Annotated in this window: 13 protein-coding genes; 8 read left to right on the forward strand and 5 right to left on the reverse strand. The window is 68.2% G+C overall.

The window, feature by feature from the left end; translation table 11 throughout:
• Positions 1–16 precede the first annotated feature (16 nt).
• The 6 genes from sucB (at position 17) to pilH (ending at position 5,079) form a co-directional block, all read left to right on the forward strand.
• Entirely contained in the window at positions 17–1,234 is a 1,218-nt protein-coding gene (gene sucB / locus PJ250_RS18300) for a dihydrolipoyllysine-residue succinyltransferase (protein WP_271646040.1), read from the forward strand.
• Between the two features lie 213 nt (positions 1,235–1,447).
• Positions 1,448–2,884 carry a dihydrolipoyl dehydrogenase gene (gene lpdA / locus PJ250_RS18305; RefSeq protein ID WP_271646041.1) on the forward strand — a complete coding sequence of 479 codons (1,437 nt, stop codon included), beginning with the start codon at positions 1,448–1,450 and terminating at the stop codon, positions 2,882–2,884.
• Between the two features lie 80 nt (positions 2,885–2,964).
• Positions 2,965–3,153, forward strand: a complete 189-nt coding sequence (locus tag PJ250_RS18310; protein WP_271646042.1) for a hypothetical protein — start codon at positions 2,965–2,967, stop codon at positions 3,151–3,153.
• A 31-nt stretch (positions 3,154–3,184) separates the two neighbouring features.
• Entirely contained in the window at positions 3,185–3,778 is a 594-nt protein-coding gene (locus PJ250_RS18315; RefSeq protein WP_271646043.1) for an LOG family protein, read from the forward strand.
• Entirely contained in the window at positions 3,759–4,457 is a 699-nt protein-coding gene (locus PJ250_RS18320; RefSeq protein WP_271646044.1) for a DUF6438 domain-containing protein, read from the forward strand. The genes PJ250_RS18315 and PJ250_RS18320 overlap by 20 nt, the downstream gene beginning before the upstream one ends.
• Before the next feature lie 235 nt (positions 4,458–4,692).
• Positions 4,693–5,079, forward strand: coding sequence for a twitching motility response regulator PilH (gene pilH / locus PJ250_RS18325; RefSeq protein WP_271646045.1), 387 nt, complete (start codon positions 4,693–4,695; stop codon positions 5,077–5,079).
• Positions 5,080–5,160: 81 nt separating this feature from the next.
• On the opposite strand, the gene PJ250_RS18330 is transcribed toward pilH, so the two are convergent.
• Together PJ250_RS18330 and PJ250_RS18335 are read right to left on the reverse strand one after the other, a co-directional pair.
• Positions 5,161–6,051 carry a DnaJ C-terminal domain-containing protein gene (locus tag PJ250_RS18330; protein WP_271646046.1) on the reverse strand — a complete coding sequence of 297 codons (891 nt, stop codon included), beginning with the start codon at positions 6,049–6,051 and terminating at the stop codon, positions 5,161–5,163.
• A gap of 120 nt (positions 6,052–6,171) precedes the next feature.
• Positions 6,172–6,606: an Hsp20/alpha crystallin family protein gene (locus PJ250_RS18335; protein WP_271646047.1), complete on the reverse strand. Its 435-nt coding sequence runs from the start codon at positions 6,604–6,606 to the stop codon at positions 6,172–6,174.
• Positions 6,607–6,796: 190 nt separating this feature from the next.
• Between PJ250_RS18335 and PJ250_RS18340 the strand changes: the two genes are divergently transcribed.
• Positions 6,797–7,279, forward strand: coding sequence for a peroxiredoxin (locus tag PJ250_RS18340; protein ID WP_271646048.1), 483 nt, complete (start codon positions 6,797–6,799; stop codon positions 7,277–7,279).
• 44 nt (positions 7,280–7,323) lie between these two features.
• A complete protein-coding gene (locus PJ250_RS18345; protein WP_271646049.1) occupies positions 7,324–7,899 on the forward strand; it encodes a ferritin-like domain-containing protein in 576 nt (191 codons plus the stop codon).
• A gap of 185 nt (positions 7,900–8,084) precedes the next feature.
• Here the strand turns inward: PJ250_RS18345 and pbpC are convergent, their stop codons facing one another.
• The 3 genes from pbpC to PJ250_RS18360 are packed head-to-tail and all read right to left on the reverse strand — an operon-like array spanning position 8,085 to position 15,860.
• Complete coding sequence (gene pbpC, locus PJ250_RS18350) at positions 8,085–10,439, reverse strand: penicillin-binding protein 1C (RefSeq protein ID WP_271646050.1); 2,355 nt, start codon at positions 10,437–10,439, stop codon at positions 8,085–8,087.
• Positions 10,436–10,828, reverse strand: a complete 393-nt coding sequence (locus PJ250_RS18355; protein ID WP_271646051.1) for a DUF7668 domain-containing protein — start codon at positions 10,826–10,828, stop codon at positions 10,436–10,438. The genes pbpC and PJ250_RS18355 overlap by 4 nt, the downstream gene beginning before the upstream one ends.
• A gap of 31 nt (positions 10,829–10,859) precedes the next feature.
• A complete protein-coding gene (locus PJ250_RS18360) occupies positions 10,860–15,860 on the reverse strand; it encodes an alpha-2-macroglobulin family protein (protein ID WP_271646052.1) in 5,001 nt (1,666 codons plus the stop codon).
• Positions 15,861–15,961: the final 101 nt, after the last annotated feature.

Here is a 15,961-nt window from a genome sequence, read left to right on the forward strand (position 1 = left end):
CTAGGACGTTCCCCGCATGGCAACCGAAGTCAAAGTTCCGGTACTTCCCGAATCCGTTTCCGACGCCACCATCGCAAGCTGGCACAAGAAGGCCGGTGACGCCGTCAAGCGCGACGAGAACCTGGTGGACCTGGAGACCGACAAGGTCGTCCTGGAAGTGCCCTCGCCCGTCGATGGCGTGCTGAAGGAAATCAAGTTCCAGGAAGGCGACACCGTTACCTCCTCGCACCTGCTGGCCATCATCGAGGAAGGCGCCGCTGCCGAGGCCGCGCCGTCCAAGCCGGCCGAGGAAGAAGTGAAGCCGGCTGCCAAGGCCGACGCACCCAAGGCGGCCGAAGCACCGAAGGCCACCAAGGCCGAGGCGCCCAAGGCGGCCGGCGATACCGCTTCGCTGCCCCCGGGCGCGCGCTTCTCGGCCATCACCGAGGGCGTGGACCCGGCCCAGGTCGAAGGCACCGGCCGCCGCGGCGCGGTCACCAAGGAAGACATCGTCAAGTTCGCCGCCGGCGGCGGCGTGGGCAAGGCCTCCGGCGCCCGTCCGGAAGAGCGCGTGCCGATGACGCGCGTGCGCAGGACCATCGCCAAGCGCCTGATGGAGTCCAAGAACTCCACCGCCATGCTGACCACCTTCAACGAGGTCAACCTCGCCAAGGTGTCGGCCGCGCGCAAGGAGCTGCAGGAAGAGTTCCAGAAGGCCCACGGCATCAAGCTGGGCTTCATGAGCTTCTTCGTGAAGGCCGCCGCCAACGCGCTGCAGCGCTTCCCGCTGGTCAACGCCTCCATCGACGGCGACGACATCATCTACCACGGCTACAGCGACATTTCGATCGCCGTGTCGACCGACAAGGGCCTGGTGACCCCGGTGCTGCGCAACGTCGAGCGTCAGTCCTTCGCCGACGTCGAACAGGGCATCGCCGACTACGCCGCCAAGGCGCGCGCCGGCAAGCTGGGCCTGGACGACCTGCAGGGTGGCACCTTCACCATCACCAATGGCGGCACCTTCGGCTCGCTGCTGTCCACGCCGATCATCAACCCGCCGCAGAGCGCCATCCTGGGCATGCACGCCATCAAGGAACGCCCGATCGCCGAGAACGGCCAGGTCGTGATCGCCCCGATGATGTACCTGGCGCTGTCCTACGATCACCGCATCATCGACGGCAAGGACTCGGTGCAGTTCCTGGTGGACATCAAGAACCAGCTGGAAAACCCGGGCCGCATGCTGTTCGGTCTGTAACTGCCTTGAAGCCCCTCTCCCGACGGCGACCGAAGCAAGTCCCGTGGGAGAGAGGGGTTGGGGTGAGGGCCGGACGAAGGCATTTCGCCGGAGACTCACCTCATATCAGGCAGCACTCGGCGCCAGGCCTGCCCTGCTCCGCCGAACCCTCATCCGGCGCTCAGCGCCACCTTCCCTCGAACACGGGGAAGGGAAAGGCAAAGGAAATCTGAAATGGCAGAGAACTACGACGTCGTCGTCATCGGTGCCGGCCCGGCCGGCTATCACGCGGCCATCCGCGCCGCGCAGCTGGGCATGAAGGTCGCCTGCGTCGATGCGGCGCTGGGCAAGGACGGCAAGCCCGCCCTGGGCGGCACCTGCCTGCGCGTGGGCTGCATCCCGTCCAAGGCGATGCTCGATTCCTCGCGGCAGTTCTGGAACATGGGTCATCTGTTCGGCGACCACGGCATCACCTTCAAGGACGCCAAGATCGATGTGGCGACCATGGTCGGCCGCAAGGACAAGATCGTGAAGCAGTTCACCGGCGGCATCGCGATGCTGTTCAAGGCCAACAAGGTCACCGCCTACTACGGCTTCGCCCAGCTGCAGCCGGGCAACCTGGTCAAGGTCAAGCAGCATGACGACACCGAGGTCGAGCTGCAGGGCACCAACGTGATCCTGGCCGCCGGCTCGGATTCGATCGAGCTGCCGTTCGCCAAGTTCGACAACGAGTACATCGTCGACAACGTCGGCGCGCTGGACTTCACCGAGGTGCCCAAGCGCCTGGCGGTGATCGGCGCGGGCGTGATCGGCCTGGAGCTGGGCAGCGTGTGGAAGCGCCTGGGCGCCGAGGTCACCATCCTGGAGGCCCTGCCGGACTTCCTGGCCGTGGCCGACGCGGAAGTGGCCAAGACCGCTGCCAAGGAGTTCAAGAAGCAGGGCCTGGACATCAAGCTGGGCGCCAAGGTCAGCGCGACCGAGATCACCGGCAAGGGCAAGAAGAAGGAAGTCCTCGTCAGCTACACCGACAAGGACGGCGAGCAGACCCTGACCGTGGACAAGCTGCTGGTGGCCGTGGGCCGCCGCGCCGCGACCAAGGGCGTGCTGGCCGAGGGCACTGGCGTGCAGCTCAACGAGCGCGGCCAGATCGTGGTCGACGAGCACTGCCACACCGGCGTCGATGGCGTCTGGGCGATCGGCGACTGCGTGCGCGGCCCGATGCTGGCGCACAAGGGCTTCGAGGAAGGCATCGCCGTGGCCGAGCTGATCGCCGGCCTGCCGGGCCACGTCAACTTCGACACCATCCCGTGGGTCATCTACACCGAACCGGAAATCGCCTGGGTCGGCAAGACCGAGCAGCAGCTCAAGGACGAGGGCGTGCCGTACAAGGCCGGCAGCTTCCCGTTCGCCGCCAACGGCCGCGCCGTGGCGATGGCCGAGCCGGCGGGCTTCGTCAAGGTGCTGGCCCATGCCGAGACCGACCGCGTGCTGGGCATGCACCTGGTGGGCGTGAACGTCTCCGAGCTGGTCCACGAAGGCGTGCTGACCATGGAGTTCAGTGGCTCGGCCGACGACCTGGCCCGCATCTGCCACGCCCACCCTTCGCTGTCCGAAGTGGTGCACGACGCGGCCATGGCCGTGGACAAGCGCGCCATCCACAAGGCGAACTGAGTCCACACACCGTGGTGGGAAGGAGGCTTCGCCGCAGGGCGGAGCCTTCTTTCGTTTCCCCTGCCGGCCAAGGCTTGGACATGGCGTCGATCCGCACACTCAAATGGGCAGGCTTCACGGCGATGGCCGCAGGGTTGGTCGCGCTTGCCGCCGCCACCTTGTTCGGCATTCATCCCTACCTGCTCTATACGCTCGCCATCGTCCTGCTGGGCGGCGGGCGGGTCGCCCTGGCACGGGGCCTGCGCCGCGCGCTGCGACGACCCGAGTGATTCTTCTTCCGATGTCTCCTGGAGTCCCCCTATGAAATCCGTCTGTGTCTATTGCGGCTCCAATGCCGGCAGCAAGCCCGTCTACGCGCAGCGTGCCGCCGAACTCGGCAAGCGCCTGGCGGCCGATGGCCTGCGCCTGGTCTACGGCGGCGGCAACGTGGGCCTGATGGGCACGGTGGCCAACGCGGTGCTGGAAGCCGGCGGCGAGGTCACCGGCGTGATCCCCAAACAGCTGGCCGACTGGGAGGTCGCCCACCGCGGCCTGACCACGCTGGAGATCGTCGGCTCCATGCACGAACGCAAGATGCGCATGTTCGAGCTGGCCGACGGCTTCGTCACCCTGCCCGGCGGCTTCGGCACGATGGAAGAGATCTTCGAGATGCTGACCTGGCGCCAGCTGGGGATCGGGAACAAGCCCTGTGCGTTCCTGGACATGGACGGGTTTTACGCGCCGCTGATCGGGATGATCGACCGCATGGTGGAAGAGCGCTTCCTGCACACCGACCAGCGCGCCGACCTGTGGTACGGCGAGGACATCGGCGCCCTGCTGACCTGGATGCGGGCCTATACCCCGGCCCAGGCCTCCAAGTGGATCGATGAAAAGCGTGCACAGACGCTCAAGTAAGCTCGACACCTCCATCCAGCGCAAGGACGCCTCCATGCGACGCTTCGACATGCCGCTCGCCCGCCTGGCCCTCACGCTTGGCCTGCCCTTGCTCATCGCCAGCTGCAGCCACCTGCCCGACGCCGCGGCACCGAGCGCGGCGACTGCCGACGACCCGATCACGCAAGTCACCCTGGAGCGCTCGCCCTGCTTCGGTGCGTGCGCCACGTTCACGCTGGTGCTCAAGGCGGATGGTCAAGCGACCCTGTCGCTGCCCAGCCGGCCAGGCTCCGATGCCACCGCGCGCAAGGCCGCCGCAGACACCAGCACCGCCTCCGCGCCGATCCTGATCCACGGCCAGATTCCGGCCACCGACACCACCGCGTTGCTGGAGACCCTGCGCCAGGGTCATTTCGATCAACTGCGCGATGACTACAGCGCGCAGATCACGGACATGCCTTCGACCAGCATCACGGTCGCCACGGCCCATCAGGTCAAGGCAACGCGCGTCTACGCCGTGCCCTGCGCGCGCGATGCGCGCTCACAGGAACGGGCTGCGGGAACGCCGGCGCCCGTCCCGGATGTGTTCTGCCAGGCCGCTGAACGTCTGGACGCCATGGCATGCCAGCTCTATCGCGATGGGCCTTTGCCGGCGGACCGCACGGCCCGCTTTCCCCCTCATTGCAGCACTCCGTCCTGACCCAGCGCTGCGTGAGCGCCCGCCCACGCGCTCACCGCACCGGGCCTGGCGTTAGGAATGTGACCTGCCGCAGCCTTTTGGCCGCTGCATCCCCGCGCGCCTGGACGGCGGCCGCGCAGGCATCTGGCCAGGGCTCCAGACGAACGGAACATCCGTGACCCCGACCGGTCACCGGCGTATTACCTTGTCGATGAACAGCCTCTACAATCGAGCCGGGGACAAACAGGGGTACCGCATGGCACGCATTCTCATCGTCGACGACTCTCCGTCGCAGCTGCTGGGCATTCAGCGCATCGTCGAAAAGCTGGGGCACGACTGGATCACTGCCGAAGACGGCGCCCAGGGCGTGGAAGTGGCCAAGCGCGAGCTGCCGGACATGGTGTTGATGGATGTGGTGATGCCCAATCTCAACGGCTTCCAGGCCACGCGCCAGCTCAGCCGCGAGAGCACCACCCGGCACATCCCGGTCATCCTGGTCACCACCAAGGACCAGGACACCGACCGCATGTGGGGCATGCGCCAGGGGGCCAAGGCCTATCTGACCAAACCGTTCTCCGAAGACGAACTGTCCGAGGTGATCGAGCGCATCCTGGCCGATGGAGCTGCCGCGCCCGGCACCTGAGGGCCATCACCGGCAGACACGGAACGGGCGCCGCAAGGCGCCCGTTCCGGTTATCAAACACCAAGCGATCGACCGCTCCGGCTAATCGTCGGCGAAAGCCTTGGCCAGCTTTTCGTAGGCCTTGCGCTTGGCATCGGTCGTGGCGCGCGGGGCGGTGATCTCCAACTCGACGATCTGGTCGCCCGCCGGGCTGCCCGGCAGTCCGCGACCGCGCAGGCGCAGCTTGCGACCGGCGTCGGAATCGGGCGGGATCTTCAGGTCCACCGACCCACCCAGGGTCGGCACGCTGACCGTGGCGCCCAGCGCCGCCTGCCAGGGCGTGACCTGAAGGACGTGGATGATGTTGCGCCCGTCGACCTCGAACTGCGGGTCGGCCGCATATTCGATCTCCAGCAGCAGGTTGCCGCCGCTGGTACCTTGCCCTCCCAGCCGGATCGACTGGCCAGGTTTGATGCCCTTGGGCACCCGCACTTCCAGCTGCTTGCCGTTGACGGTGACCCGGATGCTGCTGCCCTCGTAGACCGCCTTGAGCGGCACCGACAACTTGGCGCGGGTGTCGCCCCTGGGCGCCTGTCCGCTCGAAAAGCCCGGTCCGGCACCGCCACGGGCGCGCTGGCCGAACAGGTTCTCGAAGAAATCGCTGAAGCCGGCACCGCCGCCACCGCTGCCGAACACTTCCTCGAAGTCGAAGCCCTGCCCACCGCCAACCCCCCCACCGCCGAAATCCTGCGGCTGGTATTCCTGGCCCGGCCGGTAGCCGCGCGCCTTGAGCTGGTCGTAGGCCGCGCGTTTTTCAGGATCGCGCAATGCCTCGTAGGCCTCGTTGACGGCCTTGAATCGCTCCTCGGCGTCGGCCTCCTTGCTGACGTCGGGGTGATACTTGCGGGCCAGGCGGCGATACGCCGTCTTGATCTCCGCCTCGCCCGCCGTCGGCTCGACGCCCAGGGTCTGGTAGTAATCCTTGAATTCCATCGCACCTCCGCAAGAAAGCCCGCGACCTTGCAGTCACGGGCTTGATCCTGGCCCAGGGCGGCTGGAGACCGCCCTGCGCCCGCTGACACTGGCCCGGCAGACCGGGCCCACCTGCACAGGTTACTGGATCGACTCGCGACCCACCTGGATCCGCCGCGGGGCCAGTTCGGCGCGCTTGGGAATCACGACCTCCAGCACGCCGTTGCGCCCGGTGGCCACGATGCCGTCGGCATCGGCCGTCTCCGGCAGGGTGAAGTTGCGCACGAACGCGCCGTGGCGGCGCTCCTGGCGCGAGAACCGCTCCTGCTCACCGACGGCCGGCGCCGCACGCTCGCCGCGGATGCTGAGCACGTTCTTGTCCATCTGGACCTCGATCGCGTCCAGGTCCACGCCCGGCAGGTCGGCGTAGATCACGAACCGCCCGGCTTCTTCCTTCACGTCGACCTGCGGCGTCCAGCCCTCGCTGCTCCCGTTCTGCACGAAACGCTCGAACACGCGGCCCAGATCGGCCTGGCCCACGCGCGGGAAACCACCCTGATAATGCACGTAACGCATGTTGTCTTCTCCTGTTCGGTTGCCGACATGCCGAGGGACCGGCGCGGCAGGGGCCCTCGGCCTCCATGACCAACAGATAAGCGCCGCCCAGGCGTTTTCAAGGGTTTTGACGCGGCCTTTCCGCGCGGGCTTCTAGGGTGGCGTTCATGCGCGGGCACCTCCGCCCGGCACCCATTCAGTCAGAGCGACCATGACCATCGAAAGCGGACAGCGCATCCCGGAAGTTACTGTCACCCGTATCCGTCAGGGCGTGGAGACGGTCGATACGCCGACGCTGTTCAATGCCCAGAAGGTCGTGATGTTCGGCGTCCCCGGCGCCTTCACTCCGACCTGCTCCGAGAAGCATCTGCCGGGCTTCATCGCGCACTACGACGACTTCCTCAAACGCGGCATCCACGTGTACTGCGTGTCGGTCAACGACGCCTTTGTCATGAAGGCGTGGGGTGAGTCATTGGGTGTCCCCGACGGCCTGCAGATGCTGGCCGATGGCAGCGGCGACCTGACCCGCGCCCTCGGGCTGGACATCGACCTGAGCGGCAACGGCATGGGTCTGCGCTCGCGCCGCTATGCCCTCTATGCCGAGGACGGCGTGGTCAAGCAGGTCTGGGTCGAAGCGCCTGGCGAATTCAAGGTGTCCTCGGCCGAGCACGTGCTCGAACAGCTTCCCGACTGACGTTTCATCCCTACTTTCTTTCCCTCACCCAAAGAGGCCTGCCAATGTCCAAGACATCAGCCAAGACCAAGTTCGACCACACCGACGCCAACGAGCTGTCCGACCGCGACACGCTGCGTGCGAACGCGCGCAAGAGCATCGAGGACGGCGCCATCACCGGCAGCTATACCGCCGACCGCAAGGAAGTGATCAAGCTGCTCAACGAGGCCCTGGCAACCGAGTACGTGTGCGTGCTGCGCTACTACCGCCACTACTTCATGGCCAAGGGCATGCTGGCCGATTCGGTCAAGGCCGAGTTCCTCGAACACGCCCAGCAGGAGCAGGATCACGCAGGCAAGTTGGCCGAGCGCATCGTGCAGCTGGGCGGTGAGCCGGATCTCAACCCCGACACGCTGACCGCGCGCTCGCACGCCGAGTACAAGGAAGGCACCGACCTGCGCGACATGGTCAAGGAAAACCTCATTGCCGAGCGCATCGCCATCGACAGCTATCGCCAGATGATCAACTACATCGGCGACAAGGACACCACCACCAAGCGCATCCTGGAATCGATCCTGGCCCAGGAAGAAGAGCACGCCGACGAGTTCGCCGACATGCTGGAAGGCTGGATCGGCAAATAGTTGGACCCCTAAGAATCGGTACGAAGCGGGCGCCCAAGGGCGCCCGCTTTTTTTGCATCACACACATCGAGCGACAGCAGCATCCCGCTGTAGAGCGGAGCTTGCTCCGCAGCGCTTCGATGAGACCCGCGCCGGTAAGACCTCAGCGGAGCAAGCTCCGCTCTACGGGGGGATGGGCGCCTGCTTCAACGCAGCACCTCGAACCGCAAGGTCGTCCACGCGCCGCTTTCGGCGAGCGCAGTGAGCGTGTGCTCGCCGGGCTGGTCGAAACCCTGCTCGAAACTGCGCCGCCCCTGGGTGGTGGCGATCCAGCGTCCGTCCAAGAGCCACTGCACCTGGGCCTCGGTGCCCAGCGCCCGCAGGCGCACGGTGGCCGGTTTCAGGCTGCCGGGCGCACGGGCGATCGTCGCACGGTCATTGAGGCCTTCGATGCGCAGGGTTTCCACCGCGTCACGGCCATCCGGGGCGCAGTCCGCCGCCAACGCGGGCAGGCGCGAGGCCGTGCGCTCGGCCTGGGTCAGCCACGGGGCCGCCAACGCCGGCCAGCGTGCGATCTGCGCGGGCTCGGCCACGTGCCGCTCAGCGCACTGCGGCGACAGGCGCTGGCCGGTCGCCGCATCACGGGTGAAGCGCTCCACGCCGCCATGCCACAGCCGCGCCTCGCGCTCGGGGAAGGTCGGCGGCACGTTGCCGTCCAGGGTCCAGGCCTGCAGGCGCTTCTGGCACAGCTGCGGCGCCTGCGGGTCGGGCGGCAGGCCCAGCGGCCAGCACACGTCCACCTGCGCCACGCTGGGCGGCGCCGGGGTGAGCATTGCATCGCCGCGCGCGCGCGGCAGGCTGTCGATCACCTCGAACATCAGCGGCAGCGCCGTCACCGCGCCGTACTGGCCCGGCAACGGCGTGCCGTCCGGACGTCCGACCCACACCCCCACGGTGTAGCGGCGCGTGCCGCCGATCGCCCAGGCATCGCGATAGCCGTAACTGGTGCCGGTCTTCCACGCCACCGGGGGGCGGCTGGCGGTGTCGAAGGTGTCCAGCGCATAGCCGGGGCGCGGATGATCCTGCAGGATCTGGCGGATGATCCAGGCCGCGCCCGGTGAGAGCAGGCGCCGGTCCGCGGTCGGCGCATCCGGTGTATAGCGCACGCGTCCGGCCAGACCACCGCGGTTGAAGGCGGCGAATGCGCCGACCAGGTCTTCCAGCCGGGCCCCGGTGCCGCCCAGGATCAGCGCCAGGTTCGGCTTGGCGCCTCGCGGGAAATGCAGGTCGATGCCGGCATTGGCCAGGCGCGCGGCAAACCGCGCTGGCCCGACCCGGTCCAGCACGTCGACCGCCGGCACGTTGAGCGACAGGCGCAAGGCCTCGGCCACGCCGACCGGACCGTTGAAGGCCGCATCGAAGTTACCCGGCCGGTAGCCGCCGAAGCCCTGAGGCGCATCCACCAGCAGGCTTTCGGAATGGATCAGCCCATCGTCCAGCGCCAGCCCGTAGAGGAAGGGCTTGAGGGTGGAACCCGGCGAGCGCCAGGCCCGCACCATGTCCACATGGCCCAGGCGCTTGGCATCGCCGAACTTCACCGAGCCGACATAGGCGCGGGCCTCCATCGTGGCGTTGTCGACCACCAGCAGCGCGGCGGAGGTGCGCTCGGGCAGATCGGAGAAGTACGCCGTCACCCGATCCTCCAGCGTGCGCTGCAGGTCGGCGTCCAGCGTGGACACGATCCGCGATGCGCGCGGCTGCTGCAGGTGCAGGCGTCGCGCCAGCAACGCCGCGCGCATCGGCGGCTGCAGGGAACGCGCGACCACCGGTTCGATGCGTGCATCGTCGACCTGCGCCTGGGTCCACACCCCCAGGGCCACCATGCGCGCCAGCACCTTGTCGCGCGCGGCCTGGGCGGCCTGCGGATGGCGATCCGGCCGCAGGCGGCTGGGCGACTGCGGCAGCACGGTCAGCAACGCCGCCTCGGCACGCGACAGGCGCGAGGCGGGCTTGCCGAGGTAGGCCCAGCTGGCGGCCTCCACGCCCTCGATGGTGCCGCCGAAGGGCGCGCGTTCGAGGTACAGGTCGAGGATCTGCGCCTTGGACAGGTGCACCTCCAGCTGCACCGCGCGCAGCATCTGTACCGCCTTGCCCCACGGCGTGCGCGTGCTGCCCTCATCCAGCAGGCGCGCGACCTGCATGGTCAGCGTCGAGCCGCCGGACACGATGTGCCCACGCGAGACCAGCTGCCACCCTGCGCGTAGCAGCGCCACCGGATTGATTCCCGGATGGCGCCAGAACCAGCGGTCCTCGTAGGTCAGCAGTGCCTGCACGTACAGCGGCGACACCCCGTCCGGCGGGACCGGATAGCGCCAGACACCTTCTTCATCGGCGAAAGCCCGCAGCGGCGTCCCGTCACGCGCCACCACCAAGGTACTGGTGTCGCGGGCCTTAGGCAGGGGCGGCGGGAAGGCGAAGTCCAGGACCAGCAGCGCGACCAGCCCCGCTGCCGTGGTCCAGCGCAGGATCCGCCAGAAGATCACTCTCTTATCCAGGATCACGGCACGTGAAGCGAACTGACTTCAAAGTCGTAAGACGCTTCTCGCTGATAGATGCGGAGAAACAGGACCAGATCACTTCTGCCTTCCTCAAGCGTGAAGAGATCGATCAGCGCCTCCCACCACTCGCCCATCCAGACACAAATCGATGTCTGCCAGGCCTGCGGTGAAAGCCGATCAAGCGTGGCGCCGTATCCCTCCACCTGTTGCGCCAGCCAGGCGCCGTCCAACGCATTGGAAAGATGGGCGCCCTCAATCCCACGTGCCAAGGAAAAATCCCCTTCGCAGAACGCGTCGACGATAGAGGCGATCGTGGGCCGCCACCGCGAAGGAACGGGAAGTTCCTGTCCTACTTCCCGCTGGATCGGAAACGTTTGCTCCAGCTGCGTCATCCCTTGACGCCGCCCCTGGGCGCTGCCTGATTCACGGCTGTACCACCGTGATCGTCGTCGGCGTGGACGCGCCGACACCGCGGATGTCCGGGCGATACATGTCCTCCACCAGCGGCGGCGGCACGGTGTAGGTCCCGGGGGTGACGGCGCGGACAAGGTAGAAGACCTTGGCGCCGCTGCCGCCCTGACCCAGGCGCAGGGCCGCCACGTAGCGGTCGTCACGGAACTCCTCGTGCTTGACGTCGGCCGCGTCGCCGCGCTCGGTGATGTTGATGCCGTCGACCACCACGTCGGCCCACTGCTTGGCGTCGGAGAGGTTGAAGTTCTCGATCTCCAGTCCGGCCGGCAGCAGGTCGGTGAGCAGCGCGTCCGGCATGGCGGTGTCGGCGGTGATGCGCAGGCCCACGATGAGCGCCTCGCCCTCCTTGAGGGTGCTGCCGGTCCACGGCTTGCCATCGGTTGTGTAGTAGCGCCGCTCCACCCCGATCTGGGACTTGTCCTCGGCCGGTGCGGTGCGCGGCACGCCGGCCACCTCCAGGCTGGCGTACAGGGGCACGGTGCCCTGCGGGGTGAACGTCACGCCCTTGGCCAGGGTGTCGCCGTCGAAGGCGCGCGCGAACAGGCGGCGCTCGCCGATGGCCTCGGTGCCGCCGTCGGCCGCCCAGGTGCCGGACAGCGTCTTGGCCTGGCCGTCGGCCAGCAGCGACTTGCCGAGCCGCGCCAGGGCCACCTGTTCCTGCGTGCTCAGGTAGAACCAGCGCGCCTTGCGACGCTCGTCCAGCTCGCGCCCCAGGTCGACCACGCGTGCGTCGTATTCGGGCCTGGACAGCTTGCGCTCGCGCACCAGGGCCAGCATCAACGCGTCATCGCGCAGGCGGGTGCCGTAATCGCCCAGGTAGCGTGGGCGGTCACCGCGCTTGTCGAAACCCAGCGCGATCGCGCGCGCGCCACGCTTGGTGTCACCTTGCAGCGACAGCGCAATACCCAGATGCACCAGCGGCAGGCCGGTCATCGACTTGACCCGGTCGTTGTCGTACAACGCCCGCAGCGTGCCCAGCGGCGCGCGGCCCACCCGCGCCAGCACGTAGCCGGCATAGGCACGGTTGGCGAAGCGCAGGTGGTCGCGGAAATCCGCGCCGTAGAACTGGTTGCCACCGGACAGCAGGTCCTCGCTGAGGCGCTTGAGCGCCTTCTGCAGGACCGCGTCAGGCACGGCGAAGCCGGCATCGCGCGCGTCGAGCAGGAACTCGGTCACGTACGGCGTGATGTAGGGCACCACGTCGCTGTCATCGCCCCACATCGAGAAGTTGCCGTTGGCCACCTGCATCGAGGCGATGCGGCCGAACGCGCCTTCCATCCGCGCTTGGCGCGTGTCCGCGTCCAGTCCGCGGGTGCCCAGCAGCTCGGCCGTGGCCTGGTCCATCAACAGTGCGCCGTAGCCCTTGCTGGTGGTCTGCTCGATGCAGCCGTAGGGGTACTTGAGCAGGTTCTCCAGCGCGGCGGCGAAGGGGATCGGCGGCAGCGCGCTGACCACCATGCGCGCATTGACCGAGCCGGGCATCAGGCCATCGGCGAAGCCGGCGCCCATGGTCACCGGCGCAAGCGGATCGATCACCCGGCTCTCGGCGCGCACCACGCTGGGCCAGCCGGCCCGCACCGGCACGTCGTAATGGCGATCCACCTTGAAGCCGGTCGCGCCACCTTCCACGCGCACGCGCACCTGGGCGGTCTGGTAGCCCTCGCGCGCGGTCAGCGGGAAACTCAACGTGGTCTTGGCCCCGTCGGCCAGCTGCGCGCTGCGGCTGCCCTCGCCCACCGCCACAGGACCGCTGCCATCGACCTGCACCTTGAAGGTCCCCGCCTTGCCGGTGAAGTTCTGCACGTCCAGCGTGACCATGGAGCGGTCGCCCGGCGCCAGCACGCGCGGCAGGCTGGCCTCGGCCACGATGGGCGCGCGCACCACGGTCTGCGCATCGCGGCTGCCATAGTCGCTGTCCGAATACACCAGCGCCGACACGCGCAGGGTGCCGTTGAAGTCCGGCACGTGCAGCAGCACGCGTGCATTGCCCTTGGTGTCCAGCTTCACTGGCCCGGCGAACAGGTCCACCGTCTGCACCCGCGCGGTGGGGCGGCGTGCCTGCGGCAACGGCCCCAGTGCCATGTCGCCGCCGAAGCGCATGCGCGCGGTGTCACCGGCGAAACTCTCGATCACCCGCCCATAGATGTCGTACGCATCCACGCCCAGGCGGCGCTGGGCGAAGAAGTGCGTGGTCGCATCCGGCACCGGGTAGCGGGTGATGTTGAGGATGCCCACGTCCACGGCCGAGACGGTCACGTGCGCGGCCTTGCCGGCCAGCTGCGGCACGCTGACGGTCACCGCCAGGTCCTGCTCGGGCTGCATCTTTTCCGGCACCTTCAGGCCGACGGCGACACGGCGGGCACTGCGGTCCATCGGCACGTGGGCAACGCCCACCGCGCGCGCCGGGGTGATCTTGGAGGTGGCGCTGCCGCCGCGAAACACCAGGGCGGTCACGTAGACATCGTGGCGTTCCCAATCCTCGGTGACCGGAATTTCGAAAGTGCTGCCCGCTTTCACGTCCACGTTCTTGACGTAAAGCATGTGATCGGACTCGACCATCAGCACGCCCTTGCCGGCGTGCGGCGGGGTCGCGGTGACCTTGAGCGTGTCGCCGGCGCGGTAGCCGGTCTTGTCCAGCGACAGCTTGACCTTGTCCGGGCGTGCGTCCAGGCCTCGGTTGTCGTCGCTCCAGCTCCAGCCGGCGGTGAACGGATAGCGCGTGGTCAGGCCCGTGGCCGGGTCGAAGACCTCCAGCCGATAGCCGCCCCACTCCACCGGGAAGTCGATGCGCGTGGCTTCGCCGGTGACATCCACCGTGCGCGTCTCGACGTTCTCGAAGCGCTGGGTGTAGTCGAACGACCAGCCGGTGTCCTCGTCATGGGTCCAGTGGTAATCACGACGCTCGCGCACCAAGGTGACCTTGAGCCCCTTGCCTGGCTGGCGCGCACCGGCCGCGTTGAAGCGCGCCAGTTCGAAGCCGGCATTGGCGTTGGCGTCGGACCCTTGCGCATCGTCGAACAGCGGGCGCACGCCCACCAGCACGTCGGCCGGCCACATGACCCGCTTGAGGGTGCGGTTGACCGTGCGTCCGCCGGTCTCGTACACGCTGCCCGAGACGATGACCGCCACCGGCGTCACCGGCTTGACCTCCTCGGGCAGCGCCAGCGCCTGTGCGAAATGGCCCTTGGCGTCGAAGCTGGCGTCGACCACGTCCTTGGCTTCGCGCGGCAGCTCCACGGTGGCATCGCCGAAGAACCAGCCCGGCAGCTTGTCCAGCGGGTGCTGCTCCACCGCCACGGCCAGCTTGGCAGTGAAGCGGTTGCCGTCGGCCGGCGCGCCGTAAAGGTAGGCGGCATCGGCCTGCAGCTGCAGCGGTGCAGCCGGCTTGAGGGTCTCCGGCGCGGACAGGTCCAGCTTCATCCGCTCGGGCAGGAACTCCTCGATCCGCAGGCTCATGCCCTGCACCGCCTGCGCGCTGACCGGATCGGTGCGGAACTCCACCTGCCAGCGCCCAGTCGGGGCTTCGGCGGGGATGGCCTGTTCGAAGGAGAAGTACCCCTGCTCGGCCGGGGTCAGCCGGGTCTCGCGGAAGACCTTGCCGTCGGGCTGCTTCAGGCGCAGGTACAGCGGCTGGTCGGCTTTGACCGGCTTGCCGTCGAAATCGCGCAGCAGCGCCGACACGCGCACCGTCTCGCCCGGCCGATACAGATCGCGTCCGGACCAGGCGAACACGTCGAACCAGGCCTGCTCGCGCCCGGCCACGGCGAACTCGGACAGGTCCAGCGCCGGCTGGTTGAACGGCAGCAGGGTCACGTCCTTGCCGCGCTGGGCGATCAGCACCTGGCCCGCATCCAGCGTGTACTTGAGCAGCGCGTTGCCGTTGTCGTCGGTCTTGCCGCGCAGCACCGTGGCGCCCTTGGCGTCGAGCACGCGCAGCTCCGCGCCCGCGGTGGCCTCGCCGGTGGCCAGCGAGGCGGTGTGCACGAACAGCGTGTCCTTGTAGGCGCGCGCGTGCAGGCCCAGGTCGCTCACGCTGAAGAACGCAGTCTGCAACTCCTCGGAATAGCGACCGACGCGCTTCATCACCGCGAAGTAGAGCCCGGGATCCTGCAGTTGCTTGATGTCCTGGATCGGCAAGTAGCTCAGCGTGCGCGCGTTGGGCTTGCCGCCGAGTTCAAAGCGATTGAGGTAGACCGAGTCGGCCATGTCGCCCAGCGGGGTGTGCGTGCCGTAGGTGCGGTCCAGGTCCCAGGCGCCCCGGCTGCCGCCGCGCTGGTACTCGCCGAAGAAGCGCGGCAGGTCGGCCTCGCGCACGCGCAGGAACTCGACGTCGACCTCCGGCACGTTGAGCGAGACCACCGGCAGGCCACGCGATTCGCGCGCCGGCAGCACGCTGCCCTGCGAGGCAAAAGCCACCGACGGCGCCAGCGGCCCGGTGTGCACCACCTGCTCCACCGCCTTGCCCAGGCGCGGCCCGGACGCGGCCAACAGGCCGGCGTCGACCTTGACCGTGTAATCGCGCGCGGCCTCCAGCGAGGGGAAACGCAGCACCTTGGCCTCGTCATCCAGCACCCAGCTACCACTGACCACCGCGCCCTTGTCGTCGGTGACGTGCAGCAGGCTGTCGAAATCCTGCGACTCCACCAGCGGCTCGGTGAACTCCAGGGCGATGGCGACCTCGCCGTCGTGCTGGTCCGGATACGCATTGGCCAGGGCGAAGCCCTTGGGCACCTGGGCCTGCTGGGCCTTGACCGCTTCGCCGGAGACTTCGGGCAGTTGCCCGGTCTTGTTGCGACCACAGCCGGCCAGGGCGAACAGCGCCAGCAGCAGCAGGCACCACCGCAGCCCCGCCCGGGCCGTGCGCGCGAGGGGCGCGACATTCGAGACGGCGTGCAGCTCCTGCACGATGATCGATCGCGGCGCGCCTGCGCCGAGCTTCTGCGGACAATCCATGGTTCGCGTTCTCCCCTTGCTGGCGCGGAAGTATAGAACGCAGGTCCGCGCAACGCGGCCCCGAATGCAACACGGCCGCCCCGCTTGCGGCGGGACGGCCG

The sequence above is a fragment of the Pseudoxanthomonas sp. JBR18 genome, from assembly GCF_028198165.1.
Classification (GTDB): domain Bacteria; phylum Pseudomonadota; class Gammaproteobacteria; order Xanthomonadales; family Xanthomonadaceae; genus Pseudoxanthomonas_A.